Genomic DNA, 25,909 nt, shown 5'->3' on the forward strand with positions numbered 1-25,909 from the left:
CGTGCTCGCACCCCTTCTGGTCATCAAACCAGCTTACGGGCCCCGGCAGCGGACCCAGGGGTGAGTCAGAGGTCACGGTCGTAGAACGGCCGCACCCGTCCCAGCATCCAGTCGGCCACCGGATCCCCCTGCGCCACGTCCAGCAGCACCAGCTGAACCTTCCATGGCACCGGCACCGAACCGAGGGCGAGGCCCAGCGCCTCCACCGCACGCGCCTGCCCCTCGGGGCTCGGCTCGTCGAGCTGCACCCCGACGAAGAGCGCCGGTTCGTCGCCCTCGACGCTGGCCAGGGCGCGCCGGGCGGTCCGCACCCCGGTGCCCTTGGCGAACTCGATCCCGGCGGCGGCCAGGAAGTCCACCGGCTCGTCCTGCCAGTCCGGTTCGAAGAGCCGCACCCGGCCGCCGTTGGCCGGACCGTCGAGCTCGGTACGCCCGGCGCGGCACAACTCCCGGACGGCGGGCGGAGGCAGCGGTACGACCACCGCGCCACCGGGGTTCACCGCGATGCCGAGCTGGGGCGGCAGTCCGCGGGCGAACTCCACGGCCGGGGCGATGGTGAAGGACATATGGGAGCCGACGAGCTGCAGGAACTGCTGCTCGGAGCTGAACACCGGGACATACGCGCCGCCGTCGATCTCCATCGTGGGCAGATCGAGGCTCGGGCTGCCCGGACCCCCGCCGTTGGGCAGCGGAATCCAGAGGTGGCTGCGGGAGAGCGTCTCGACGATGCGCGCTCCGGCGCCGGGGACGTCGACGGAGGCGGCCATCACCTCTTCGAGCTCATTGCCGGGAAACGCCGGATGCGCGGCATGTCCGCCGTCCGGGAATCCTCCGTGCGCCGGGGCCACTCCGTACTGCTCCGGGAAGCTCATCTTCGTCCAACCGCCATCTCGTCCGACCTGCCCGAAGCACCCTAACCGCTGGGCGGCCCGGGGCCGGAGGGGGCGGCGGCGATCTCCACAGCACTTCCCCACCTCGTCCGGGCGCGCCCTCGTCACGCTGTGTACTGCCGATGGCCGATTTCCGGCCACTCGACGGAGAGAGCGGAGAGACATGATCACTCGCGCGGGAGCGGCGCGATCACTCGCGGGGAGCGGCGTGATCACTCGCGCGGGACCGGCGTGATCACTCGAAGGAGATGCAGCGCAGCGCGCTCGCGGTCGGCCGGTCCAGCAGCACCGCCGACGCGCATCCCCGCGGCGGCCGCCCCTCCTCCACCCCGGCGATCAGCCGCCGCATCCCGCGCAGATGCCGCCCGAAGGCATACGCCGAGACCCCACGGCCCCGGGCGGCCTGGCCCTCCAGCGCCTCCGTGGCGCCCACGTCCAGCAGCACCATATGGAGGCTGCGGCCCCGGCGCCGCACATCCCGGGCCAGCCAGCGGCGGACCCACGGCAGCGCGCCGCAGTCGTGCACCACGACGCTCCCGCCCGAGCGCAGCGCCCGGCGCAGCCCGGCGTAGTGGGCGTACCGGACCAGCGGGCGGTAGAGCGCGTACGGCAGCCAGCCGGGCAGCCTGCGCTCCCACACCTCCCGGGTGTTCTGCGAGTCCACCCTGATCACGACCGCGCCCGCCTCATCCAGGAGCGGCACCGTCCGGTTGATCAGCGTGCTCTTGCCGCTGCCCGGCAGCCCGGAGGCGACCAGCACATCCCCTGCCGGAAAGCGCAGCTCACGCGGGTCCGCGCCGCCGTCCCCCACCCCGGCGCGCAGATCGTGCACCGCGCTTCTCCGGCCGGGACGGGTCGTCGACCCGGAGGGGGTGCGGCCACGCCGCGCCGGCAGGAGCCTCTGTGTCGTCGCGTACGTTTCCTGCCCATGCACCGTGATCGTCCTCCCAGGTCGGTCAACGCTGCTCGTACCCGCAGAGTGTCAAGAAAAGGTAATGTCGGGCAAGACTGCCCCCTGGCCGGGCGGCCGGGCCCCGGTCGGATCGGGGCTTCCCTTCTCGGCCATACATGCGATGATGTCCGCGCAACTCCATACCGGCCGCTTGAATCCGCGCGGGAGAGTCCTTGGTCATCGGCATCCGTGCCGGATGTCCAGGGCGCCGAAGGAGCAAGTCCTCCCTTGAATCTCTCAGGCCCCGATACCGCGCGGACGAGGCAGATCTGAAAAGCGGGCCGCGCGGGCGCGGCTCCACCCAAGGTGCAAGCCGGGCCCCTTACGGGCGTCACGGCGAACCTCTCAGGTTCCGATGACAGATGGGGAGGACGCACGCGTCCTTGTCGTCCGTCCTCGCCGTCGCGCGACCCCGACCTCTGGAGCCTGAATCGTGACCGACGCCCCGCCCACCCCACGCCGTACCGCGCTGGACGCGCGGCACCGCGCGCTCGGCGCCACCATGACCGACTTCGCCGGCTGGGACATGCCGCTGCGCTACGGCAGCGAGCGCGACGAGCACACCGCGGTGCGCACCCGTGCCGGGCTCTTCGACCTCTCCCACATGGGTGAGATCTCTCTCATCGGTCCGCAGGCCGGGGACGCCCTGGACCACGCGCTGGTCGGCCGGCTGTCCGCGCTCGCCGTGGGCCGCGCCCGCTACACCATGATCTGCGACCACGAGGGCGGCATCCTGGACGACCTGATCGTCTACCGCCTCGGCGACGAGGAGTTCCTGGTCGTGGCCAACGCCGCCAACGCCCAGGTGGTGCTGGACGCGCTGACCGAGCGGGCCGACGGCTTCGAGGCGACCGTAAGGGACGACCGCGACGCCTACGCGCTGCTCGCCGTCCAGGGGCCCGAGTCCCCCGGGATCCTGAAGCGCCTGACCGACGCCGACCTGGACGGGCTGAAGTACTACGCCGGGCTGCCCGGCACCGTCGCGGGCGTCTCCGCCCTGATCGCCCGCACCGGCTACACGGGCGAGGACGGCTTCGAGCTGTTCCTGGCGCCGGACGACGCCGAGCGGGTCTGGGAGGCGCTGACCGAGGCCGGGGCCCCGGTCGGCCTGGTGCCCTGCGGTCTCTCCTGCCGGGACACCCTGCGCCTCGAGGCCGGGATGCCGCTGTACGGGCATGAGCTGACCACCGACACCACCCCCTTCGACGCGGGCCTCGGCCGGGTGGTGAAGTTCGAGAAGCCGGGCGACTTCGTCGGCCGCGAGGCCCTGGAGGCCGCGTCCCGCCAGGCGGACACCGTCACCCCGCGCACCCTGGTCGGCCTGATCGCTTCAGGCCGCCGGGTGCCGCGCGCCGGATACGCCGTGGTGGCCGCCGACGGCTCGGCGATCGGCCAGGTCACCTCGGGCGCGCCCGCCCCGACGCTGGGCAAGCCGATCGCGATGGCGTACGTGGACCCGGAGTACGCGAAGCCCGGCACCGAGGGGGTCTTCGTGGACATCCGCGGCGCCCGGGAGCCGTACGAGGTCGTGGCGCTCCCCTTCTACAAGCGCGAGCGCTGAGCTACTCCGGGCGCGAGCGGTGCCCCGGCCCGTCGCCGAGCCCCTCCGGGCGCGAGCGGGGCCCCGGCTCAGCACGTCCCCCCGGCGCCACATCCCCTCGGCGCCACATCCCCTCGGCGCCACATCCCACCAGCTAAGACCCGTTTCCCAAGCACTCCCCCGTATCCAGGAGAATCGGACCATGAGCAACCCCCAGCAGCTGCGGTACAGCAAGGAGCACGAGTGGCTGTCGGCCGCCGGCGAGGACGGCGTGTCGACGATCGGCATCACCGAATTCGCGGCCAACGCGCTCGGCGATGTCGTCTATGTCCAGCTCCCGGACGTCGGCTCCACGGTCTCCGCCGGTGACACCTGCGGTGAGCTGGAGTCCACCAAGTCGGTCAGCGATCTGTACACCCCGGTCTCCGGTGAGGTCACCGAGATCAACGAGGACGTGGTGAACGATCCGGCGCTGGTGAATTCCGCCCCCTTCGAGGGCGGCTGGCTGTTCAAGGTGAGGGTGACGAGCGAGCCGGCGGACCTGCTCTCCGCCGACGAGTACACCGCCTTCGCCGAAAACTGACCCTCCTTATTCGATCGGGACCCTCGATGTCGCTTCTCAACAGCTCCCTGCACGAGCTCGACCCGGACGTCGCCGCTGCTGTCGACGCCGAACTCCACCGCCAGCAGTCCACCCTGGAGATGATCGCCTCGGAGAACTTCGCCCCGGCGGCGGTCATGGAGGCCCAGGGCTCGGTCCTGACCAACAAGTACGCCGAGGGCTACCCCGGCCGCCGCTACTACGGCGGCTGTGAGCACGTCGATGTGGTCGAGCAGATCGCCATCGACCGGGTGAAGGAGCTCTTCGGCGCCGAGGCCGCCAATGTGCAGCCGCACTCGGGCGCCCAGGCCAACGCGGCCGCGATGTTCGCCCTGCTCTCCCCCGGCGACACCATCCTGGGGCTGAACCTGGCGCACGGCGGCCATCTGACCCACGGCATGAAGATCAACTTCTCCGGCAAGCTCTACAACGTGGTGCCCTACCACGTGGACGCCGAGACCGGTCTGGTCGACATGGACGAGGTCGAGCGGCTGGCCAAGGAGCACCGCCCCAAGCTGGTGATCGCGGGCTGGTCGGCGTACCCGCGCCAGCTGGACTTCGCCGCCTTCCGCCGGATCGCGGACGAGGTCGGCGCGTACCTGATGGTCGACATGGCCCACTTCGCGGGTCTGGTGGCGGCCGGGCTGCACCCCTCGCCCGTACCGCACGCCCATGTGGTGACCACCACCACCCACAAGACGCTGGGCGGTCCGCGCGGTGGCGTGATCCTCTCCACCGCCGACCTGGCCAAGAAGATCAACTCCGCGGTCTTCCCGGGCCAGCAGGGCGGTCCGCTGGAGCATGTGGTCGCGGCGAAGGCGGTGTCCTTCAAGGTGGCGGCGAGCTCGGCGTTCAAGGAGCGCCAGGAGCGCACGCTGGAGGGCGCCAGGATCCTCGCCGAGCGCCTGACCCAGGACGATGTGCGGGAGGTGGGCGTCGCCGTCCTCTCCGGCGGCACCGATGTCCATCTGGTCCTGGTCGATCTGCGCGACTCCGAACTGGACGGGCGGCAGGCCGAGGACCGGCTGCACGAGGTCGGCATCACGGTCAACCGCAACGCGATCCCGAACGACCCGCGGCCCCCGATGGTCACCTCGGGTCTGCGGATCGGCACCCCGGCGCTGGCCACGCGCGGCTTCACCGCGGAGGACTTCCGCGAGGTCGCCGACGTGATCGCGGAGACGCTCAAGCCGTCGTACGACGCGGAGGCGCTGAAGGCCCGGGTCACCGCCCTGGCCGACAAGCACCCGCTGTACGCGCATCTGTCCGAGTAAGCGGTAACCCCGAGTAACACGGACCCGGGGGCGCGTCCGCCCTGGCGCGCCCCCGCCGCACCCACCGACCCGCACCAACCACTCCGGCCCACACCGGCCCACACCGGCCCGAACCACCCGCACCACCCCATGCACGGCCCGCGCGCTTCCCCGGCGGGCACACGCTTCCCCCGGCGTGCAGACGAAGGAGTCCCCCGGTGGCCATTTCCGTATTCGACCTCTTCTCGATCGGCATCGGCCCGTCCAGTTCGCACACTGTCGGCCCGATGCGGGCCGCGCGGATGTTCGTCCGCCGGCTGAAGAACGAGGGCCTGCTGGCCCACACCGCGTCCGTCCGCGCCGAGCTCTTCGGCTCGCTGGGCGCCACCGGCCATGGCCACGGCACCCCGAAGGCCGTGCTGCTGGGCCTGGAGGGCCACTCCCCGCGCACCGTGGACGTCGCATCGGCCGACGGCGAGGTGGAGCGCATCCGCACCACCAAGCGGCTGCGGCTGCTCGGCGCCGAGATCGGCCCCGGCCACGAGATCGACTTCGACGACTCCTCCCAGTTGATCCTGCACCGCCGCCGCTCGCTGCCGTACCACGCCAACGGCATGACGCTGTGCGCGTACGACGCCGAGGGCCATCCGCTGCTGGAGAAGACGTACTACTCGGTCGGCGGCGGCTTCGTGGTGGACGAGGACGCGGTCAGCGAGGACCGCATAAAGCTGGACGACACCGTCCTCACCCACCCCTTCCGCACCGGCGACGAACTGCTGCGGCTCTCCCAGGAGACGGGCCTGTCGATCTCGGCCCTGATGCTGGAGAACGAGAAGGCGTGGCGTACGGAGCAGGAGATCCGGGCCGGGCTGCTGGAGATCTGGCAGGTCATGGAGGCGTGCGTGGCCCGCGGCATGTCCCAGGAGGGCATCCTGCCCGGCGGCCTCAAGGTCCGCCGCCGCGCCGCCACCGCCGCCCGCGCGCTGCGCTCCGAGGGCGACCCGACCGCCCGCGCCATGGAGTGGATCACCCTCTACGCCATGGCGGTCAACGAGGAGAACGCGGCGGGCGGCCGTGTGGTCACCGCCCCCACCAACGGCGCGGCGGGCATCATCCCGGCCGTTCTGCACTACTACACCCGTTTCGTCCCGGGCGCCGACGAGGAGGGCGTCATCCGCTTCCTCCTCGCCGCGGGCGCCATCGGCATGCTCTTCAAGGAGAACGCCTCGATCTCCGGCGCCGAGGTCGGCTGCCAGGGCGAGGTCGGCTCCGCCTGCTCGATGGCGGCCGGCGGCCTCGCCGAGGTGCTCGGCGGCTCCCCCGAGCAGGTGGAGAACGCCGCCGAGATCGGCATGGAGCACAATCTCGGCCTCACCTGCGACCCCGTCGGCGGCCTGGTCCAGATCCCCTGCATCGAGCGCAACGGCATGGCCTCGGTCAAGGCCGTCACCGCCGCGAGGATGGCCCTGCGCGGCGACGGCCGTCACCATGTCTCGCTCGACAAGGTCATCAAGACGATGAAGCAGACGGGCGCGGACATGAAGGTCAAGTACAAGGAGACGGCGCGGGGCGGGCTCGCGGTGAACGTCATCGAGTGCTGACGAAGGGAACGGCGAGTGGGATTGGCTGATGCCCCAGCGATACGGGTGCCGGTCGGGGAAGGCTCGGAACGCTGGGCCAGCCGAGCGACGAGCCGACGCGTACTGCTCGTGGTACACAACGTCACTTCCGCGGGCCGCCTGCTGGATGTGCTGCCGCTGTTCCACGACGACTTCCGGGTACAACTCCTGGTCACCTCGACCGAGTCATCCGCGTTTCAGGCAGGAATCGGCGACTTGTTCGCGGAGTTGGGCCTGCCCGTGCTGCCCTGGGAGCAGGCATTGGCGACACCGGTGGCGCTGGCGATCTCCGCGAGCTTCGGCGGTCAACTCCACAAGATAAAAGGCAAATTGGCTGTCTTGTCACATGGCGTCGGATACACTAAGAAACTGGGCGAGTCAAGAGTCAAGAGTCAAGAGTCAAGAGTCAAGAGTCAAGAGTCAAGAGTCACGAGTCACGAGTCACGAGACACGAGACACGAGCCGACCTTCGGCCTGTCGCCGGAGTGGCTACTGGCAGGCGGGGAGCCGTTCGTGGACGGCCTCGTCCTCTCCCACCCGGAGCAGCTGGAGCGGTTGCGGCGGGTGTGTCCGGAAGCCGAAAGCGCATCCGTACTCGCCGGCGACCCCTGCTTCGACCGTATGCTGGCCGGATGTCCCCACCGGGAGCGGTTCCGCCGCGCCCTGGGCGTACGCCGAGGTCAGCGGCTCGTCGTACTGAACTCCACCTGGAATCCCGAGGGTTTCTTCGGAAACGGCGGCGACCAGGACATCCTGCCGAGCCTGCTTCCCCGGCTCGCCTCCGAGCTGCCGGCTGACGACTACCGGCTGGCGGCCGTACTGCATCCGAACATCTGGTACGGACACGGGCCGGGGCAGATACGCGTCTGGCTGGACCGGGCCCGCCGCAGCGGACTGGCCTTGGTCGATCCCGTGCACGCGTGGCGACAGGCCCTGCTGGCGGCGGATGTCGTGCTGGGGGATTTCGGAGCCGTGTCCTACTACGCCGCGGCGTTGGACATCCCCGTCCTGCTCGCGTCCGCCACGCCGGACCGACTGGCCCCGGATGCGCCCCTCACGGCGTTCGTCCGGGAGGCCCCTCGGCTCGACCCGCACGGCCCGCTGCGGGGTCAACTGGAGGATGTGCTGACGCGGCATCACCCGGTGGCCGGTCCGGCGGAGTTCATCAGCTCGGCCCCTGGCGCGTCGGCGGCGCTGCTGCGAAGGCTCTTCTACACGCTGATGGATCTGCCGGAGCCCGGGGCTCCCGCCCTGCTGGAGCCCCTGCCGCTGCCCCCGCACAACCCTCCACGGCGTACGGCTCCGCTGGACGTCCGTACGCGCGTCCGAGAAGCGGACGTCAGGATCGAGCGCTCCACGGGGCACCCGTACGACGCGGTCGGCGAGAGGCACCTCGCCGTACATGAGGACACCCGGGACCCCGGCAGCCTGGCGCTGGCTGATGTGATCATCCGTGAGGGGCAGCCGGACGACCCCCGCCTGGGCGGTCCGGAGGAGTGGACCGCCGAAGTGCTGCGCCGCTATCCGGACTGCTCGCTCGCCGTATATGTGACCGGTCCGCACAGCTGCACCGTGCGCGCCCGGGAGCACGGTGTGTTCCAGCTGTCGGCGGGCCCGGGAGCGGACGCCGATCCGGCGGCCTACGCCTCTGCGCTGTACGCGTGGCTGGTGGGCGGCGGTGCGGTGGCGCCGAGCGGGACGACCCTCCGGGTGCACGCGGCCGGCCGCGTGCACCCGGTGGCGGTGACTCCCGCTACTCCGCCCGCTCGGCCGCCTCGCAGCGCAGCCGCAGACGGGAGAGATAGCCCAGGTGCGGAGTGGCACTTTCCGGCCTGAGCAGGCGCTCGGCCTCAGCGATCTTCGCCAGGGCTTCGGTGTTCTCACCGGCGTCGTGCAGCGTCTCGGCGAGATCCGTGAGGGTGCGGGCCTGGTTGTACGCCTCTCCCCGCTCCGCGAAGAAGTCCCGCGCGGCCTCCAGGCGACGGCGGGACTCCGCCAGTTGCCCCAGGCCGCGCAGGGCACGTCCCTGGTGACGCCCGATCAAGGCGAGGGCACGCGGCAGGTCCTGCGCGCCCTCCTGGCCGGGGGTGATCCGCCGGTAGACGCCCTCCGCCTCGACGAACCGCTCGTACGCCGCTTCGTACCGCCATTGGTTCAAGCACAGCAGACCCAGGAACTCCACGGACGACGCCTCGCCCCGTAAGTGGCCGGCGGCGCGCTCGCACGCGACGGCGGCGCGCACCGCGGGTTCGGCCTCTTCCCACCGTCCCATCTCGCCCAGACAGTGGCCCAGTTGGAAGTTCAGCGCGCCCGCCATGCGGGAACGCGGCTGCTGCTCGTCGGCGCACCGGGCCGCGATCCGCAGGGCGGGCAGCACCTCGTCCCAGTGTCCGGCCTTCAGCTGAAGTGGCCACAGCGCGCGGGCCACTCGCAGCGCCGTGTCGATGTGCTGGTACTCGTCCGCCACGGAGACCGCCCGCACCAGGTTCCCGGCCTCGGCCAGCAGGACCGCCATGCCCTCGGCCTCGTCACCGTACGGAGTGCCCCGCTCGGGTGCGGGCTCGGTCCGCCAGCTCTGCGGCAGGGCGGCGTGGGCGGCGTGCAGCGCCCGGTTCAGCAGTCCGTCGAGCACCCGTGACACCGCCGCGAAGCACTCCGGGATCCCGTGCTCAGGGCCTGCGGCGTCGGCCAGATGGCGGCGCACCTCGGGCCGGAAGCGGTAGCGTCCGTCCCCCACCGACTCCACCAACTGCGCGTCCGCCGCCGCGGTGAGCATCCGGGCGGCCTCCTCCTCGGTGACGGCGGCGGCGTCCGAGGCCAGCCGGGCATCGATCGCGGGCCAGCCGCCCAGCGCGGTCAGCCGGCACAGCCGCGCCGTCTCGGGCCCGAGACGGCGACACGCGTCCTGCGTCATGGTGTGCACCGGATGGTGCCCCGCGGGCTCGTCGGGCGGATCCGGGAAGGGCGGTTCCTCGGTCAGCAGGCGCATCGCCGCCGCCTTCAGGGCGAAGGCGTTGCCCGCGCAGGTGTCCAGCAGGACGGGCAGCCGCGGCTTGGCTCGCGCGACCCGCTCGGGCCCGGCCACCTTCCTCAGCATCCTCAAACCGTCCCGCTCGCTCAGCGGCGGGACAGCGATGCGCTCCGCCTCCAGCGCGAACGGCGGACCCGACGCCACCACCAGCAAGAACACCTCCGGCGTAGCCGGAACGAGATTGCGGACCTGCGCGACCGAGGACGCGTGGTCGATCACCACCAGCGCCCTGCGGCCTGCCGTCAACCGCCGATAAAGCTGTTCACGTCCCGTCTCGGTCGGTGGAATCCGCTCGGGCTCGACGCCCATCTGCCGCAGCAGGCTCAGCAGGACGGCGGCCGGTTCCGGTCCATGGTCTCCGGCGGCGTCGCGAAGGTCGGCATAGAACTGCCCGTCGGGGTACCGCGCGATCTGGGCGGCGCCCCAGTGCAGGGCCACCGCGCTGGTGCCGATGCCGGGTGGACCGTGCAGCAGCGCGACCCGTGGCCGCCCGTCGGCGGCGCGGGTCGCCTCCCGCTTCAGCTGCTTGAGGACGGCCTCACGGTCGGTGAAGTCCCGCGTGGCGGGCGGCAGTCCCGCCGCGGGGCGCAGCGCCACCGCCGCGTCCGGCAGGCTCCGCAGCAGAAGGGCCCACTCGCCGGACCGTGGGCCATCCTCACTCAGGCGCGGATGCATCTGGCGCGCCAGTGCCTCCCACCCCTCCGCGGTGGCGGGCAGCGGCGTCTCCCGGCCCAGGGTCCGTCTCACCAGCGCACCCGTCGACAGGAGCACCTGCTTGCCGACTTCTCCGGCCGCGCCGTTCCCCGCCGCCGCGAGGAATGCGGTGAGCGCGCTCACCGTGACGATCTCGATCACACCGGCCCCTCCCCTGGTCCCGGTCCGGTCCCTGGCGGGACTGTATCCCCGCACTGCCCGCCCGGGAAAACCATTCGGCCTCGGCGGCCTCGTCCACGGCAGGCGGTGGAGATCCTGACGACAGCGGACCTGTCGCAGCTGCCGGTGCTGTCGCCGGGCCTGGACAGTCAGCGGGCGCTGGGGGCGCCCTTGACGAGATCAACACACAGCTACGGACGCACAAGGAGCTGAGCCGGCGACTGGGCCCGCTCAGCCTCACGACACGAGTGCGGCAGGCGCTGCGAACCGCTACATCCCCGGGGCTGAGAACTGTCCGCTGCGCATAGCCCCCGTGAACGAGCCCCATGCCTCCGCAGAGAAGACAAGTGCCGGACCCGCCGGGTGCTTGCTGTCCCGGACCGGGACGACGCCGGCGGTGGCGGCTATGCCGGGAGCGAACTCCACGCACTGGCCTCCGTTGCCATTGCTGTAACTGGACTTGCCCCATTCAGCGCGGGACAGGTCGAGGCTGGTCCTCATCGGGTGTGTTCCTCCATCAATTTACGGATCATGGATAGCGACTGCTCGGGATGCAGAGCGGCGGCACGCAGCCGGTCATAGGTTGCGGTAGCGGTCGCCACCGCTTCGGCCGAGTCGATCAGGTGGCCCGCCATCGCGGTATCCACATAGGCGACGTTCGGCCCTTCATCGAACGTCAGAAGGGTGAAACTCTCCGGCGCCGGGGGTGCCCCCACCGCGAACGGTAGTACCTGAAGCGTGACGTGCGGAGACTCCGCTTCCTTCACGAGGTGGGCGAGTTGCACGCGCATAACATCGGGGCTACCCACCATGCGCATTAGGCAGGACTCGTCAAGGAAGCGGACGGGGCACCCACCGGCCCGGCCGGATCGCACTCCACTGGGCCACCTTCCAGCTCCCCTTCCACCTGGTCGACTACGTGATCGCGCACGAGCTGGCACATGTCCGGGTCTCGGGTTCTCACCCGCGACGGCAGGATCCGGCGCCCGCCGGATGTCACACTCCGGCGGGCTGCTCTGTCGTACCTGCGCAAGCCATTGCCACCGCAGGTACGACACGATGGGGAGCCCGCCATGGCCCGTATCCCGCTCACCCCGCCCAGCACCCTGCTCAACCGCGTCGGCGCCTGGTACTCCCGGCGCGCCTACGGCAAGGTGCTCGACCCCGGTCTGGCCGTCGGCCACAACTCGCGGGTGCTGCTCAGCTACGTACGGCAGGAGCGCGGCGCCGCCAAGTGGAACCGCCTCGACCCGGGCCTCAAGCACCTCGCGGTCATGGCCGCGGCGGCGAGGATCAACTGCTCGTGGTGCCTGGACTTCGGCCACTGGGAGGCCGGCAACCTCGGGCTCCCGATGGACAAGATCTCCAGGGTGCCGCGGTGGCGCGACCACCAGGACGCCTTCACCGATCTTGAGCTGCTCGTCCTGGACTACGCCGAGGCGATGACCGAGACCGAGCCCCGGGTGACCGACGAGCTGGCGGCCGCGCTGATCGAGCGGCTCGGTGAGGCGGCGTTCGTCGAACTTACCGCCATGGTCGCCCTGGAGAACTACCGCTCGCGCGTCAACAGCGCCTTCGGCCTGACCAGCCAGGGCTTCTCGGACGCCTGCCAGGTACCGTCGCGGGCGTGATCGACACGACCACCTTCGAAGAGCACCGGCGGATGCTGTTCGGTATCGCCTACCGCATGCTCGGCTCCGTCGCCGATGCCGAGGACGTGGTGCAGGACGCCTGGCTGCGCTGCAGTCAGGCGTCCACGCCGGTGGACAACCCGGCGGGCTATCTGACCCGTACGGTCACCAACCTCGCCCTCAACCGGCTCACCTCGGCCGCCGCCACCCGCGAGCGGTACGTCGGCCCCTGGCTGCCCGAGCCGCTGGTCACCCTGCCGGACGTCGGCGAGGAGGTGGAGCTGGCCGAGTCGGTCTCGCTCGCCATGCTCGTCGTCCTGGAGAGTCTCTCGCCGCTGGAGCGGGCGGTCTTCGTGCTCAAGGAGGTGTTCGGCTTCTCCTTCCGGGAGATCGCCGGAATGCTGGACCGCGGCGAGGCGGCCGTACGGCAGGTGGGCAGCCGGGCCAGGGCCCATGTCCAGGCCCGCCGGCCGCGTTACGACGCCCCGGCGGAGGTGCGGCGGCAGGTCACCGAGGAGTTCCTGGCCGCGTGTCTCGGCGGCGACCTGAACCGGATGATGGAGCTGCTCGCCCCCGATGTGACGGCGTGGAGCGACGGCGGCGGCAAGGTGAAGGCCGCCCTCCGCCCGCAGCGGGGCGCGGACAAGGTCGCCCGCTTCCTCGCCGCCGTCATCGCCCAGCCGATGGACGACCCCCGGGTGCACGCGGTGGACGTCAACGGCCGGCCGGGACTGCTGATCACGGTCGCGGGCCGCCCGGACACGGTCGCGTGTGCGGAGGTCGAGGACGGGCGGATCACCGAGATCCGCGTCATCCGCAACCCGGAGAAGCTGCGGCACCTGCCGCCGTCGTAGTCCGCTGGGGGCGCTGGGGGCGCCGCACACCGGCGAACAGATCGTCCTCGGGCGTCGCGACATCGGCGTCGACATCGACATCGACATCGACGTGGGACCGGGCCAGGTGGTAGTCCTCAGTGGGCCAGACCTCGCGCTCGACGTCACGGTCATGAACCATGAACCCGGTGTTGGGGTCGATCTGCGTGGCATGCGCGAGCAGCGCCCGGTCCCTGGTCGCGAAGTACTCCGCGCACGGCACCCGCGTGGTGATCTCCAGCCCCGCCGCGGACCCGGAGCCGGACCCCGCCGCGGGCAGTTCGGCCAGCACCTCCCGCATGCCCGAGTCCATGCCGCGCGCGGTCATCGCGTCGTGTATGGCCTGGAACCACCCCTCGACTACCACGAGACCATCGCCACCGCCCTGGCCCGAACGGTCGCGGACCGCCCGACCGGCGAATCCGCGCTGACGGCACTACGCCACGCATACCTGGCCGCGGTCGAGCGTCAGGACCCCGTCGTCGGCTTCTCCAGCCCGGAGTTCGCCCACATGCTCGCCGAGAGCCCCACCCTGACGGCGAGACTCCGCGAACTCCACGACCAACGCGAGGAAGCCCTGGCGGACGTGCTCACCACCGAAACCGCCACCACCCCCGACGACCCCACCCCCCGCGCCGCCGCCGCGCTCCTCACCGCCGCCCACCGCACCCTGTTCCACCACGTCCAGACCCTCACCCGCGCAGCCCGCCCCCACGAGGAAATCGCCACGGCGGCCACCCGCTCAGCCGAGCGGGTCTTCGACCTGCTGGAGCCGTCGTTGGGCGACTACGCGGTGCGCTGAACCCTCAGAGCCGACCGAGATCGACCCGCACCGGGAACGGAGCCGCGACCTTCACCACACCGGTGCACACGTCTCCCTCCCGGTAGGTCTTGGTCGCGGGATCGAGGACATAGGTGTAGACGAGCGGGACGCCGGTGGCCGCCTGCTCGATCCGCCAGTAGAAGGCGATGCCCGCCTTGGCGTACTGGTCCACCTTCACAACGCGGTCGGTGGTCTCCGAACCGGGCGACACCACCTCGGCGACGAGCAGCACATGCTCGGGACGGGTGGGCGTGACGTCGATCGTCTCCGCCCGATACACGACCACGTCCGGACGACGATTGGTGAGGGGAACGTCCTGTAGCCGGACGTCGAAGTCCGTATCGGCGTTCCAGGCAGGGCCCGCGGCGTCCTCCAGGGCGTTGGCGAGGATCCGAGCCAGGCGGTTGTGCCGCTTCGACGCGCTGGGGCTCACCACGACCATCCCGTCCACGATCTCAATGCCCTCGCACTGCTCCTCGGACCAGGAGTCGTACTGCTCAGCCGTGATCTGCTCATGCATCCACGCCGGAGCGACCATCTCGGCGGCCATGACTCACCTCCCTGAACCTGCGCGACGGGTGTGCTGCTGGGCTCAGCGTACCGGGGCGGGCGCCCCTGCTCCGGGCTCATGGTCCCAGCGCAGGGGCCCTCCGGCCCGCACCCCCGTCCCGTCACGGTTCACGGGTGAAGATCTCCACGTCTTCGGGTGCGTCGGCGGACGCCCCCTTCCGGCGGCCCGCCCGGCGGCCGGTGCGTTCGGCGCGCACCGAGCGGAAGCCGGGGTGGACGCCGGGGCTGAGGCCCTGGCGGTCCGCCAGCCGTCGCAGGAGCCCGGCCAGTTGATCCCGCTCCTGCTCCGAGAGGCCGTCGGTCAGCCGGCGCTCGTGCTCCGCGCCCACCTTCCGCAGTCCTTCCAGCAACGTCCCGCCCTCGTCGGTCAGATGCACCGCGTACAGGCGCCGGTCGGCAGGGTTCCTGCGGCGCTCGATCAACCCGCGCTCCTCCAACTCGTCGGCGAACGCGACGAATCGGCTCGGCGGCATGCCCAGGTCGTCGGCGAGCTCACGCTGGCTGCGGCCCGGCGAGTCGGCCAGCAGCCGGAGCAGACCGCCCTGCGGCGGGGTCAGGTCCAGCTCGGCGAGGCGCTCGGCGAACAGCTCGGCGGCGTGGGCGCCGAGCTGGGCGAGCAGGAAGGCGGCACCGGTCGGGGGCGGACCCGGTGGCCGTTCACCTTCGTTGGTCATTCCCATGCGGGCATCATACTCGCTTGACAATCGTTTCAGATTGTAATCATTATCCTTCGTATCGGCTGCCTGGCCGACCAACGGAGGAGAAGCCATGCCCAGCACGACCCCCAAGACGTCCCCCGAGACGTCCCCCACCCCGTCCACCCGGACCGCCCCCGGCGAGCACGCCCCCGGCCGTCGCCCGCAGGGCGGGCCTCCGCTGCCGGCGCCCGTGCTCGCGTTCGCCGTCCTGACCATCGGCTATGTCGTCGTCAACAGCTCGACCCCACGCCCCGACGCCTCCGGCAAGGAGGTCCTGCGGTACGCGCGGGACAACGGCACCACCATCGAGCTGGGCTCGCTCCTGCTCCTCGCCTCGGCCACGCCACTGGCGCTGCTTGCGGCGGTGCTCTACCGGCGGCTGCGAGCGCTGGGCATCACCGCACCGGGCTCGGCGATCACGCTGGTGGGCGGGGTGCTGGCGGCCGTGGCGCTGAGCGGCAGCGCGCTGTTCGGCTGGGCCGGCGGCCGCCTGCCCATGGACGCCGATCCGGCCCTGGCCCGCGCACTGGCCGACCTGTCGTTCCTGTCCGGCGGCGTCGTCTACTCGGTGACGTTCGCGTTGCTCGTCTCCGGCATCTCGGTGACCGGGCTGATGACCCGGCTGCTGCCCCGCCCGCTGACCTGGACCGGGCTGGCGCTGGCCGCCGTGGGCATGGTCTCCCTGCTCTCGCTGATCGCCGACCCGTTCAGCTACCTGCTGCCGGTCGTCCGCTTCGGCGGGCTCATCTGGCTGGTCGTCACCGCGTTCCTGCTGCCCCGTACCCGTCCGTCCCGGCACCAGTGAGCGCCGGACGCGCCGACACGCCGAGGACACCCACAGAGCGCACGCCCGTTATCCACAGGACCATGAAGTCCCTTGTACGTGACCGCTGTTCGACTTAGCGTGACGGATCACTGGCAACGTTGAGGGGGGCACGGGGCGTGGCGTTCTGGATGGCTGCGACATCGATATGGGCTGTGCTGCAGCTGTTGTTGCTGTCCTGGCCGGTGCGGACGGTGCGGTGGCCGACGGTGCTGCTCGCCTTCGGGGTGGGGGCGTACGGCTGCGGTGTGCTCTCGATGGCGCTGGAGCTGGTGGTGGCGCGGCAGTTGGCGACCGCGAGGGGGACCTCGCTGTCGGCCGTCATGGATGTGGTGTCGTGGACGACGGCTCCGGTGGTGGAGGAGCTGATCAAGATCGCACCGCTCCTGATCGCGGGGTGGGCGCTGCGCGGGCGGACGCAGTGGGGTCTGGCGGACTTCGTGGTGCTGGGCGGGGCCACCGGGGCAGGATTCAGCCTGCTGGAAAACCTTCTGATGTACGCCGAGTCCGCGGGCAAGGCCACTCCCTCGGACGAGGGCGGCTGGGTGATCGCGAAGGGGCTGGTCGACCACCCGTACATCCCCGGCCCCGGGCAGATCGTCGGTAGCTGGTTTCCCTCACCGACCGGCACTCTGGAAGTCGTCGAAGGGCCGGTACTCCCCTACGAGGCGCACATCTTCACCAGTGCGCTGGCCGGGCTGGGGGTGGGCCTGCTGTGGTGTGGTGCCCGCGTGGTGACCCGGGTCGCGGCGCTGGTGCCGGTGGCCGGGGCGGTGGCCATCCACTGGGTGACCAACTACGCCGCGGCCTTCCAGGGCGACGACACGGCGATGGAGTGGCGGGAGCGGCTGGCCGGGGAGTGGGGGCTGTGGATCATCCTGGGGTGCCTCGCCGCCGCGTGGATCTGGGATCTGCGCCGGTCCGGTCTGGGCCGGCGCCGCGCGCCTGACGTCGCGCTGGCGGCCGAACGCCAGGGCCGGACCGCCCTCGGAGCGCTCTCCGGATACGCCCTGCTGCGCCTTCCGGTCACCTGGATCATCGCCCTGGGCTACGCCCGGCAGCGCCGGGCCCTGCTGTACGCCACGGCCCACCCCCGTACCCGCGCGGAGAAGCTGGAGCCGCTGCGCGAGTCGGTCGTCCAGCAGACCCACCGTATGGACGCCACCCACAGCCGGGAGGCATGGCGTGGCGTGACCTTACGGCAGCTGTGGCACCGGGCCCGGGAGCGGCGCCCCCGCCGACCGCGCCACGAGAAAGTCCTCCTGGTGCTCAGCCTGTTGCTGGCCGTCCCCTCCCTGCTGTATCTGGCGGTGGGCTCCTTCCCGTCCACGAAGGATCTGCAGGAGTACTTCACCGGGGGCACCGGGCTGCGGGTTCTGGTCGGCGTCGGCCTGGCCGGGCTGGCCCTGACCCTGTGGCGCCTGTTCTCCGCCGTACGCGGCTACCGGGCCGCGGGCGCGTCCCCGCTGGGCGAGGCCGTCGCCGTGGTCCAGTTCCGGATCGCCGTCTGCGCGGGCTCGCTCGTCGTCGGCGTCCTGCTGCTGTCCCGCTGGTCCGCGATCGCCGACGGCGAGGCTCCCCTGACGGGCTACCGCATCCTGGGCACCGACCGCTTCCTCCTGGAAAAGCTCCTCGAGGTCGGCCTTCCTCTCCTGCTCACCCTGGCCATGTTCGCCATGCCCTACGCGCTGCCGCTGGAGCTCGCCATGGGCGGAGGACTGGCGGAGACCCTGCTGATGGGCCTCGCTCCGCGCGCACTTGCCCCGATCGCCTCACGCGTCGGAGCCAGGCTGGCGGCGCGCGAGGCGACGCGATGGGCGCGCGGCGCGCTCCGGAGCCGTGGCCGGGGGGTGTTCTCCCGCACCTGGGACCGGGTGCGGCACGGCCGTACGGATCCGGTGGATCTGGCGACCGGGCGGATGTTCCTGCCGCAGACGGATGTGGAGCTGCCGGGTGTGCTGCCGCTGGTGTTCTCCCGCCGGGTGGACTCCGGCTACCGCGCCGGACGGTGGTTCGGCCCGACCTGGGCATCGACGGCGGACCAGCGGCTGGAGTCCGACGAGGAGGGCGTGGTCCTCTTCACCGAGGACGGTCTGCTGCTGGCCTATCCGCATCCGGTGCCGGGCGGCGCCGCGGTCCTGCCCGCGGAGGGTCCGCGGTGGCCGCTGGCCCGGACGGCGGACGGGGTCACGTACACCGTCACCGACCCGGACGCCGGGCTCGTACGCGCCTTCACCCCGCACGGCGACGGGGCGGTGGCGCTCCTGCGGGAGATCGCCGACCGCAACGGCAACCGCGTCACCTTCGCCTACGACGCTTCCGGCACGCCGCTCGAGATCCTCCACAGCGGCGGCTACCGGCTGCGGCTGACATCCGAGAACGAGCGGATCACCGGCCTGTGGGTGGGGGACGTACGGGTGATGGGCTACGGCTACACCGACGGCCATCTCACCGAGGTCACGGGCTCCTCGGGCCTGCCGCTGCGCTTCGCCTACGACCGGGCCGGGCGGGTCACGTCCTGGACCGACACCAACAACCGCTGGTACTCCTACGCCTACGACGAGCAGGACCGGGTCGTCGCCGAGGGCGGCGAGGGCGGCCACTACACCCTCCGGATCGGCTACGACGGGGTGGACCCGGAGTTCCCGGGCCTGAAGGTCACGACCCTGACCTCACCGGACGGTGCGGTCACCCGCTATCTGATCGACGACGCCCACCAGGTCGTCGGGGAGATCGACGCGGCCGGCGCGGTCAGCCGCACGATGTACGACCAGGCGGGCCGTACGGTCGCCGAAACCGACCCGCTGGGCCGCACCACCGGCTTCCGCCACGACGAACACGGGCACCTTACGGCCGTGATCCGCCCGGACGGCAGCGAGATCGGCGCGGCGCTCGACGCACAGGGCAACCCTGTCCGGATCACCGACCCGGGCGGCGCGGTGTGGCGGCAGACCTTCGACGCGGCGGGCAACCGCACCACCCTCACCGACCCACTCGCCGCCACCACCCGCTACCTCTACGACCCGCGCGGGGGTCTGCTCGCCGTCACCGATCCGCTGGGCGCGACGACCCGGGTGCGCTGCGACGGGGCCGGGCTCCCGGTCGAGATCACCGACCCGCTGGGAGCCACGACCCGCTACCAGCGGGACGCGTTCGGCCGCGTGGTGGCCGAGACGGACCCGCTGGGCGCGGTGACCCGCTACGACTGGAGCCCGGAGGGCAGGCTCCTGCGCCGCACCGGGCCGGACGGTTCGGCGGAGTCCTGGACGTACGACGGCGAGGGAAACCGCACCACCCACACCGACCCCGTCGGCGGCACGACGGTGTACGAGTACACCCACTTCGACTTGCTGGCGGCCCGCACGGGACCGGACGGCGTTCGCTACGAGTTCGAGCACGACGCGGCGCTGCGGCTGACGAAGGTCACCAACCCCCAGGGGCTGACGTGGGATTACGTCTATGACCTGGCGGGCCGCCTGGTGACGGAGACGGACTTCGACGACCGAATCGTTCGATACGCCTACGACCCGGCAGGCCATCTCACCGCCCGGACCGATCCATTGGGCCGGACCATCACGTACGAGTACGACGTGCTCGGCCGGCTGACGCGCAAGGCGTCCGACGACCGCACCACAACCTTCACCTACGACCCCGCGGGGCTCCTGGCCTCGGCCGCCGACCCGGACGGGGAGGTCGTCTACCAACGTGACCTCCTGGGCCGGGTGACGTCCGAAATGGTGAACGGCCGCGTCCTGACACACACCTACGACCCCCTGGGCCGTCGCACCCGCCGCACCACACCCACGGGTGCCGTCACGACGTACGCCTATGACACGGCGGGTAACCGCACCGCCCTGACCGCCGGGAACCACATCCTCGCCTCCGCACACGACGCGGCGGGCCGCGAGACCACGCGCCGTATCGGCGACGCCCTCACCCTCAGCCATACTTGGGACCCGCTCGGCCGCCTGATCACCCAATCGCTGACCGGCACATCCGGCGGCGTCCACCACCGGACGTACGACTATCGAGCCGACGACCACCTCATCGCGGTGGACGACAATCTGTCGGGCCGACGCACCTTCGAGCTCGACGTCGTGGGCCGGGTCACCGCCGTCCACGCCCACGACTGGACCGAGACCTACGCCTACGACGCGGCGGGCAACCAAACACACGCGACCTGGCCGAACACGCAACCCGCCCAGGAGGCGACAGGCCCTCGCACCTACACCGGCACGCGCATCACCGGCGCGGGCTCGGTCCGCTATGAACACGACGCGGCGGGCCGCCTCACCCTCCGCCAGAAGACCCGCCTGTCCCGCAAGCCGGATACCTGGCGCTACACCTGGGACGCCGAAGACCGCCTGGTATCGGTCACCACCCCCGACGGCACGGTCTGGCGCTACCTCTACGACCCCTTCGGCCGCCGCACCGCCAAACAACGCCTCGCGGCCGACGGCGAAACCGTCCTGGAGCAGACCGATTTCACCTGGGACGGCCCCACCCTGGTGGAACAGACCACCACCACCGTGGACTTCCCCCACCCGGTCACCCTCACCTGGGACCACGAGGGCCTTCACCCCATAGCCCAAACCGAGCGCGTCACCGAAGCCACCACCCAACGCGAGATCGACGCCCGCTTCTTCGCGATCGTCACCGACCTGGTCGGCACCCCCACCGAACTCATCGACGATTCGGGCACCATCGCCTGGCGCACCCGCTCCACGCTCTGGGGCACCACGACCTGGGCCGCCGACAGCACGGCGTACACCCCGCTCCGTTTCCCCGGCCAATACTTCGACCCGGAAACCGGCCTCCACTACAATTTCCACCGCTATTACGACCCTGATTCCGCCCGCTACCTAACCCCCGACCCCCTGGGCCTCACGCCGGACCCCAACCCCACGACCTACGTCCAAAACCCCCACACCTGGCTTGACCCCCTAGGGCTGTCCCCATGTCCAGGCGGCAATCACAATTGGGCTGGCAACCCCGCTGAACACGCTCGACTCAAGCGCTTCTATGAACAAGCCCAAAAATACGGGAAGGCCGGTTACAGGGAACTAGAAAACGGAAGATTCCGATTCTACGGAAAGATAACACCAGCGACGAAGGAAGGCGAAATAATGGGACGCCGACTCGTCCGAGAGTGGGATCCCGCAACTGACTCCACTCGCATTTGGCACGAATCACTGGACCACAACGGAAGGGTGCGCATCACAAGACCCGATGTAAAATTTACGGGCGGGAAAAAGGTGCATTACATGTTCGACGGCAGCGGAAATCTCACGGGAACATTTTAAGGATTCCATGAATCTGAGGAATGAAATCATCGAAAGACTCACGGCACTAACAGAAGGCGCCAGCCCCCCGGAGGACGTCTCCGAATGGGCGACTTCCACAATGCAGGGCGACGCCCCGGACCTACTGGACGCCGATGTCTGGCAAGCGCTCGACCGCTTGAGCGGGGCAGACCTCAAGTCTGACCCGACAACCTACCTGCACAGCACAGAAGACTACCTGGAGTGGCTGCGCGAGTTCAGGGAACAATAAAAGAGAAGCGTGGGAATTCTCCGATTCGCAGAGCGGTCGTGAACGTGTCCCACCCCTCCACGGGGAAGACGAGGGCGGGGCCTGCCGGGTGCTTGCTGTCCCGGACGGGGACGACACCGGCGGTGGTGGCTATGGAGGGCGCGAACTCCACGCGGCGGCCTTCGTTCCCGTTGCTGCGTCCGGCGACAAAGCCGAAGCCCTGATTCGGTCGTACCTGGTAGTCGCGAGTTCCACTTCTGCCGGTGAATCGATCATCTGGCCTGCCATGGCTGTATCTGCGTACACAGTGCACGGTCCATCGTCGAACGTCAGAAGGGTGAAGCTATTGCTGCCCGTAGGTTCCTCCGGCCGGAGCGGGGCGGGGTCGAGGGCTGGGCCGGGGGTGGGCGGGCGGCGCCGGGGGGCTCCGGTTCCCGGGGGACGGGGAGGGCTGCGCGCGGCAACCCGCACGTGCCGTAATCGTGATCGGTGCGGTCCGCGCCCCGCCGCCGTCCTGACGGTGGTCAGCGCCAGCCGCCGCACCCTGTGCCAGTCCATGGCCGGTCTGCCGGCCGGCACCCCCGGGCGGTGTCTCGGGACCCGTACCCGCAGGGCGCCCGGTGCGATGTGGCAGTGGAGCGGGGTCCGCAGGGTGAGGGGTTCGCCGTCCACGCCGACCGGGACGGTCGGCTCCCGTGTGTCGACGGCCACGTCCCCGGCGGTCGCGGAGACCAGTCCGGGCGCGTTGCGGCCGCGCAGCAGTCCGGCCGCCTGTGCGGCCGAGTCGACCGTGACGGCCAGCACGCCGAGGACACCGGCGTCCAGCCGCTCGCGCCGCCCCAGGCCCGCCGGGTCGCCCGCGCGGTACGGGTTGTTGCTCACCAGGACGGCCTGCGGCCGGTCCATGACGAGCGCACCCGCCCTCGCCACGAGCTCCGGCCCCGACTCGTGGGTCAGCAGGTCGGGGAGGAGCTGAAGGGTGGTGCGGACCTTGTCGTCGCGGTAGGCGGGGCTCTGGACGACGGCCGCGTAGGCACCGAACGAGGCGTTGTTCACGAACACGCGGTCGCCGATGAAGCCCAGGTCCACGCGGAGCTCGACACCGTCGGTGAGCGCGTCCAGGCAGGCCGACGGATCGTCCCGGTCCAGCCCGAGGTCCAGGGCGAAGTGGTTGCGGGTCCCGGCGGGGATCACCGCGAAGGGGACACCGTGCTCGGCCGCCACGCCCGCCACCAGCGCCTGCGTGCCGTCGCCGCCCGCCACGCCCAGCAGATCCGCGCCCTCCTCGACGGCGCGGCGGGCGAGCCCGGCCACGTCGACGGGGTGATCCGGGTCCAGGACGGCCACCCGTGCGCCCAGCGCCTCCGCCTTCTCCGGCAGGCCGAAGCGGCCGACCTTCCCGCCGCCGGAGCGCGGATTCATGATCAGGAACGGCCGTCGCGGCGGGGCGACCCGGCGTTCCGCCGAGCGCCGGGGCCCGATCTCCTCCGCCAGCGCCAACCGCCCCGAGGCGACCGCCAGCGCCCAGAGCGCGAGGGAGACCAGCACCACCCACAACAGCCCGGCCAGCGCGTACAGGGCCAGGACGGCGACCGGCGCCGCCACCGCCAGCACGGCGGCCAGCACCCTGACCGGCCCTCTGTGGGCCAGCGTCCACCACACGCCCGCCAGCGCGACCGCCGTCCCGCCCACCCCCAGCGCGACCAGCACCACGCTCCGCGCCCCGGCGAACAGGAGCAGGACCACCACCGCCATGGCTCCCGCGACCAGGGCCAGGCGCGCCGTCCAGGGTGCCGCCGACGTCATGTGACCTCCCGGGGGCCACGGGTACCCCGCGCCGGGCTCGCCACCGCGCCACCGCGCCACCCCGCCACCAGATCGGCTCCCGGCCGCGAATCGAAACGGCCCGTCGCCGCGTTTCCAGAACCTCGGACCGCGGATCGAGGAGATGCGTCCGGTGGCGCTTCCCTCCGTCCCGCGCGAGGGAGGACCCATGGATTCGTCCGCCGACGCCTCCGGCCCCGCCGAGCCCCACCCGCTGAGCGGGGGCGAGCGAAGGGAGTACGAGCGGCTGCGCGGGGCGGCGGCCGTACGCCACCGGCGGCTTCGCCACGCGGGCGCGTGTGTGCTGCTCGTCCTGGCGATCCTGCTCTCCCCGCTCGCCGTCGTCGCCACCTGGCTGCAGGAAGAGATCACCGACCCTCACCGGTATGTCCAGACCGTCGCCCCGATCGCCAGGAACCCCGGTGTCCAGTCCGCCGTCACCAACCGGCTCACCAAACGCGTGGTCGACCGGGTCGATGTGCCCGCCATCACCGCTCACCTCGCCAAGAACCTGAACAAGACCGGAGCCCCGTCCGTCGTCGTGAACGGCACCCGGATGCTCGGCGGGCCGCTGGAGAGCGCCCTCACCAACGCCGTGCACCACGTGGTCCACAAGGCGATCACCAGCGAGCAGTTCCCGTTGGTGTGGGACGCGGCCAACCGCCGCGCCCACGCCGCCGTCGTCAAGGTCCTCACCGGTGAGGGAAACAGCGCGGTCCAGGCCCGCGGGAACGCGATCGTCCTGGACATCGGCACCCTTGTCGACAACGTCAAACAGCGCCTCGTCCGGGCTGGCTACGAGAAGGCCGCCAAGTTCCCGCACATCGACCGGCAGTTCACGCTGGTGCGAACGGACAAGCTGGACAAGGCACAAGGCGCGATGCGTCTCCTCGACGTCCTCGGCACCTGGCTGCCCGCCGTGACGATCGTGCTCGCCGCGCTCGCCGTGTGGGTCTCCCCCGCGCATCGGCTCACGCTGCTGGCCGCCGGGATCGGCACGGCGGTGATGATGATCGCGCTGCTGGTCGGCCTGGCCGTGGTGCGCGGCGTCTACCTGGACTCCGTCCCGCCCGCGACCCTGCCCCGGGACCCGGCGGCCTTCATCTTCGACACGCTCGTACGCTTCCTGCGCGAAAGCACCCGCACCCTTCTCGTCGTCGCGATCGTCACCGCGGTCGCCGCGTATCTGTACGGCCCCGGGCGCGGGGCCCGCGCCGTGCGCTCGGCCGCGGCGCGCGGCACCGGCGCCATCGGCCGGGGCCTGGCCCGCGTCGGAGCCCGCACCGGGGGGTTCGGCCGCTGGCTGGACACCCATCGGGCCTGGACCACCGGCGTCGCGATCACGGGCGGCGCGCTGGCCCTGGTGCTGTGGAACCACCCCACTCCGGCGTCCGTCGGGCTCGTCCTCGGCATCGTCGTGGGGGTCCTGGCGCTGCTCGGCATCCTCGCCGGGGCGGCCGGTCCAGCCGCGAGCGGCCGCCCCGGGCACCCCTGACGGCCGGGCGGTATGCCATGAGGGCGCCGCGGACGCTGTGGGAACGCGTCACGACCGCGATCGGCGGCGGCCCGGCCGCCCGGTTCCTGGAGCGGCTGGTGGCCGTGAACGTGCTGGAAGCCGCCACCCGGCTGGCGGCCCAGGCGTTCCTCACCGCACTCCCCCTGCTGATGGCGGTGGCGGCCTTCGTCCCCGACACGTTGCAGCACCTCCTGGCCGACTCCCTGCGCTCGGTGGTGGGCGTGCGCGGTGACGTCCTCGACGAGGTACGCCGTACGTTCACCACCCGGGGAACGGCCAAGAACACCTCGGGGGTCGTCGGACTGCTGGTCGCCCTGGTGTCCGCGACGGCGTTCAGCCGGGCGCTCCAGGCGATCTGCGAACGGTGCTGGGAGCTGCCCAGAGCGAAGGTGCGCGTCACGGCGTGGCGCTGGCTGCTGTGGCTGCTCGTCTGGCTCGCGGTGCTCCTCGTCCAGGCGCCGGTGCGCAAGGGGTTCGGTACGGGCATCGTCTCCGGGCTGGCGCTGTCCCTGCTGTCGGCCGTTCTGCTGTGGTGGTGGACCCAGCATCTCCTGCTGAGCGGCCGCGTGACCTGGACACATCTGCTGCCGGGCGCCGCGTTCGCCGGTGTGGGGACCGTCCTGCTGGGGTACCTCTCCCGGCTGATCATGCCCGTGGCCATGGCCCGCAGCCTCGCCGACTTCGGCCCGCTCGGGCCCGTCTTCACCCTTCTGACCTGGCTGATCGTCGTCTTTCTGATCGCCGTGGCCGGTCTCGCGGCCGGGCCGACGGTGGCCTCGTCGGAACGGTACGCGCGGGCCATCCGCCCGCCGCGGGGACGGGAACGCCCCTGAAGGTCGCCTCGAATATCGTTCGAGAGGG

Annotated in this window: 23 protein-coding genes, 2 pseudogenes and 1 riboswitch; of the genes and pseudogenes, 14 read left to right on the forward strand and 11 right to left on the reverse strand. The window is 71.3% G+C overall.

Annotated elements, in window-relative coordinates; all coding sequences use genetic code 11:
• Positions 1 to 65: 65 nt before the first annotated feature.
• Together NP777_RS14795 and NP777_RS14800 are read right to left on the reverse strand one after the other, a co-directional pair.
• On the reverse strand, positions 66 to 872 hold the full coding sequence (locus NP777_RS14795) for an enhanced serine sensitivity protein SseB (RefSeq protein WP_391858510.1): 807 nt from the start codon (positions 870 to 872) through the stop codon (positions 66 to 68).
• Between the two features lie 253 nt (positions 873 to 1,125).
• Entirely contained in the window at positions 1,126 to 1,824 is a 699-nt protein-coding gene (locus tag NP777_RS14800; RefSeq protein ID WP_256650596.1) for an AAA family ATPase, read from the reverse strand.
• Between the two features lie 170 nt (positions 1,825 to 1,994).
• Positions 1,995 to 2,105: riboswitch (glycine riboswitch) on the forward strand.
• 170 nt (positions 2,106 to 2,275) lie between these two features.
• Here NP777_RS14800 and gcvT point away from each other — a divergent pair.
• From gcvT to NP777_RS14825, 5 genes are all read left to right on the forward strand, one after another.
• Positions 2,276 to 3,403: a glycine cleavage system aminomethyltransferase GcvT gene (gene gcvT, locus NP777_RS14805; protein WP_256650597.1), complete on the forward strand. Its 1,128-nt coding sequence runs from the start codon at positions 2,276 to 2,278 to the stop codon at positions 3,401 to 3,403.
• A 181-nt stretch (positions 3,404 to 3,584) separates the two neighbouring features.
• Entirely contained in the window at positions 3,585 to 3,965 is a 381-nt protein-coding gene (gene gcvH, locus NP777_RS14810; RefSeq protein WP_256650598.1) for a glycine cleavage system protein GcvH, read from the forward strand.
• Positions 3,966 to 3,991: 26 nt separating this feature from the next.
• Positions 3,992 to 5,257: a serine hydroxymethyltransferase gene (gene glyA, locus NP777_RS14815; RefSeq protein ID WP_256650599.1), complete on the forward strand. Its 1,266-nt coding sequence runs from the start codon at positions 3,992 to 3,994 to the stop codon at positions 5,255 to 5,257.
• Positions 5,258 to 5,454: 197 nt separating this feature from the next.
• Positions 5,455 to 6,837: an L-serine ammonia-lyase gene (locus tag NP777_RS14820; protein ID WP_256650600.1), complete on the forward strand. Its 1,383-nt coding sequence runs from the start codon at positions 5,455 to 5,457 to the stop codon at positions 6,835 to 6,837.
• Between the two features lie 531 nt (positions 6,838 to 7,368).
• Entirely contained in the window at positions 7,369 to 8,691 is a 1,323-nt protein-coding gene (locus NP777_RS14825) for a hypothetical protein (protein ID WP_256650601.1), read from the forward strand.
• Here NP777_RS14825 and NP777_RS14830 read toward each other — a convergent pair.
• From NP777_RS14830 to NP777_RS14840, 3 genes are all read right to left on the reverse strand, one after another.
• Positions 8,609 to 10,741, reverse strand: coding sequence for an ATP-binding protein (locus NP777_RS14830; protein WP_256650602.1), 2,133 nt, complete (start codon positions 10,739 to 10,741; stop codon positions 8,609 to 8,611). The genes NP777_RS14825 and NP777_RS14830 overlap by 83 nt on opposite strands.
• Before the next feature lie 288 nt (positions 10,742 to 11,029).
• The gene (locus tag NP777_RS14835) at positions 11,030 to 11,260 is read right to left on the reverse strand and encodes a DUF397 domain-containing protein (protein WP_256650603.1); all 231 of its coding nucleotides are present in this window, start codon (positions 11,258 to 11,260) and stop codon (positions 11,030 to 11,032) included.
• Complete coding sequence (locus tag NP777_RS14840; RefSeq protein ID WP_256650604.1) at positions 11,257 to 11,550, reverse strand: Scr1 family TA system antitoxin-like transcriptional regulator; 294 nt, start codon at positions 11,548 to 11,550, stop codon at positions 11,257 to 11,259. The genes NP777_RS14835 and NP777_RS14840 overlap by 4 nt, the downstream gene beginning before the upstream one ends.
• A gap of 74 nt (positions 11,551 to 11,624) precedes the next feature.
• On the opposite strand from NP777_RS14840, the pseudogene NP777_RS48505 reads away from it, so the two are divergent.
• From NP777_RS48505 to NP777_RS14850, 3 genes and pseudogenes are all read left to right on the forward strand, one after another.
• A pseudogene (locus NP777_RS48505) lies at positions 11,625 to 11,699 on the forward strand (YgjP-like metallopeptidase domain-containing protein); the annotation flags it as partial.
• A 133-nt stretch (positions 11,700 to 11,832) separates the two neighbouring features.
• Positions 11,833 to 12,390: a carboxymuconolactone decarboxylase family protein gene (locus NP777_RS14845; protein WP_256650605.1), complete on the forward strand. Its 558-nt coding sequence runs from the start codon at positions 11,833 to 11,835 to the stop codon at positions 12,388 to 12,390.
• Positions 12,387 to 13,244 carry an RNA polymerase sigma-70 factor gene (locus tag NP777_RS14850; protein WP_256650606.1) on the forward strand — a complete coding sequence of 286 codons (858 nt, stop codon included), beginning with the start codon at positions 12,387 to 12,389 and terminating at the stop codon, positions 13,242 to 13,244. The genes NP777_RS14845 and NP777_RS14850 overlap by 4 nt, the downstream gene beginning before the upstream one ends.
• Here NP777_RS14850 and NP777_RS14855 read toward each other — a convergent pair.
• The gene (locus NP777_RS14855) at positions 13,201 to 13,590 is read right to left on the reverse strand and encodes a hypothetical protein (protein WP_256650607.1); all 390 of its coding nucleotides are present in this window, start codon (positions 13,588 to 13,590) and stop codon (positions 13,201 to 13,203) included. The genes NP777_RS14850 and NP777_RS14855 overlap by 44 nt on opposite strands.
• Positions 13,591 to 13,596: 6 nt before the next feature.
• On the opposite strand from NP777_RS14855, the gene NP777_RS14860 reads away from it, so the two are divergent.
• A complete protein-coding gene (locus NP777_RS14860; protein ID WP_256650608.1) occupies positions 13,597 to 14,064 on the forward strand; it encodes a hypothetical protein in 468 nt (155 codons plus the stop codon).
• 4 nt (positions 14,065 to 14,068) lie between these two features.
• On the opposite strand, the gene NP777_RS14865 is transcribed toward NP777_RS14860, so the two are convergent.
• Together NP777_RS14865 and NP777_RS14870 are read right to left on the reverse strand one after the other, a co-directional pair.
• Positions 14,069 to 14,635, reverse strand: coding sequence for a Uma2 family endonuclease (locus tag NP777_RS14865; RefSeq protein ID WP_256650609.1), 567 nt, complete (start codon positions 14,633 to 14,635; stop codon positions 14,069 to 14,071).
• Positions 14,636 to 14,756: 121 nt separating this feature from the next.
• Complete coding sequence (locus NP777_RS14870; protein ID WP_256650610.1) at positions 14,757 to 15,335, reverse strand: MarR family winged helix-turn-helix transcriptional regulator; 579 nt, start codon at positions 15,333 to 15,335, stop codon at positions 14,757 to 14,759.
• Between the two features lie 88 nt (positions 15,336 to 15,423).
• On the opposite strand from NP777_RS14870, the gene NP777_RS14875 reads away from it, so the two are divergent.
• The 3 genes from NP777_RS14875 (at position 15,424) to NP777_RS14885 (ending at position 21,729) form a co-directional block, all read left to right on the forward strand.
• Positions 15,424 to 16,158 carry a DUF4386 domain-containing protein gene (locus tag NP777_RS14875; RefSeq protein ID WP_256650611.1) on the forward strand — a complete coding sequence of 245 codons (735 nt, stop codon included), beginning with the start codon at positions 15,424 to 15,426 and terminating at the stop codon, positions 16,156 to 16,158.
• Between the two features lie 173 nt (positions 16,159 to 16,331).
• Positions 16,332 to 21,479, forward strand: coding sequence for a DUF6531 domain-containing protein (locus tag NP777_RS14880; RefSeq protein WP_256650612.1), 5,148 nt, complete (start codon positions 16,332 to 16,334; stop codon positions 21,477 to 21,479).
• Between the two features lie 7 nt (positions 21,480 to 21,486).
• The gene (locus NP777_RS14885) at positions 21,487 to 21,729 is read left to right on the forward strand and encodes a DNA-binding protein (protein ID WP_256650613.1); all 243 of its coding nucleotides are present in this window, start codon (positions 21,487 to 21,489) and stop codon (positions 21,727 to 21,729) included.
• Here NP777_RS14885 and NP777_RS14890 read toward each other — a convergent pair.
• The 3 genes and pseudogenes from NP777_RS14890 to NP777_RS14900 all read right to left on the reverse strand — a co-directional run.
• Positions 21,716 to 21,880: a DUF397 domain-containing protein gene (locus NP777_RS14890; RefSeq protein ID WP_391858511.1), complete on the reverse strand. Its 165-nt coding sequence runs from the start codon at positions 21,878 to 21,880 to the stop codon at positions 21,716 to 21,718. The two genes, NP777_RS14885 and NP777_RS14890, sit on opposite strands and share 14 nt — an antisense overlap.
• Positions 21,859 to 22,179: a Scr1 family TA system antitoxin-like transcriptional regulator gene (locus NP777_RS14895; RefSeq protein ID WP_256650679.1), complete on the reverse strand. Its 321-nt coding sequence runs from the start codon at positions 22,177 to 22,179 to the stop codon at positions 21,859 to 21,861. The genes NP777_RS14890 and NP777_RS14895 overlap by 22 nt, the downstream gene beginning before the upstream one ends.
• Positions 22,180 to 22,197: 18 nt before the next feature.
• Positions 22,198 to 23,514, reverse strand: a pseudogene (locus NP777_RS14900) (diacylglycerol/lipid kinase family protein); the annotation flags it as partial.
• A 187-nt stretch (positions 23,515 to 23,701) separates the two neighbouring features.
• On the opposite strand from NP777_RS14900, the gene NP777_RS14905 reads away from it, so the two are divergent.
• On the forward strand, positions 23,702 to 25,027 hold the full coding sequence (locus NP777_RS14905) for a hypothetical protein (RefSeq protein ID WP_256650614.1): 1,326 nt from the start codon (positions 23,702 to 23,704) through the stop codon (positions 25,025 to 25,027).
• 17 nt (positions 25,028 to 25,044) lie between these two features.
• Entirely contained in the window at positions 25,045 to 25,881 is an 837-nt protein-coding gene (locus tag NP777_RS14910; protein WP_256650615.1) for a YhjD/YihY/BrkB family envelope integrity protein, read from the forward strand.
• Positions 25,882 to 25,909: the final 28 nt, after the last annotated feature.

The sequence above is a fragment of the Streptomyces rugosispiralis genome (assembly GCF_024505145.1).
GTDB classification, from domain to species: Bacteria; Actinomycetota; Actinomycetes; order Streptomycetales; family Streptomycetaceae; genus Streptomyces; species Streptomyces rugosispiralis.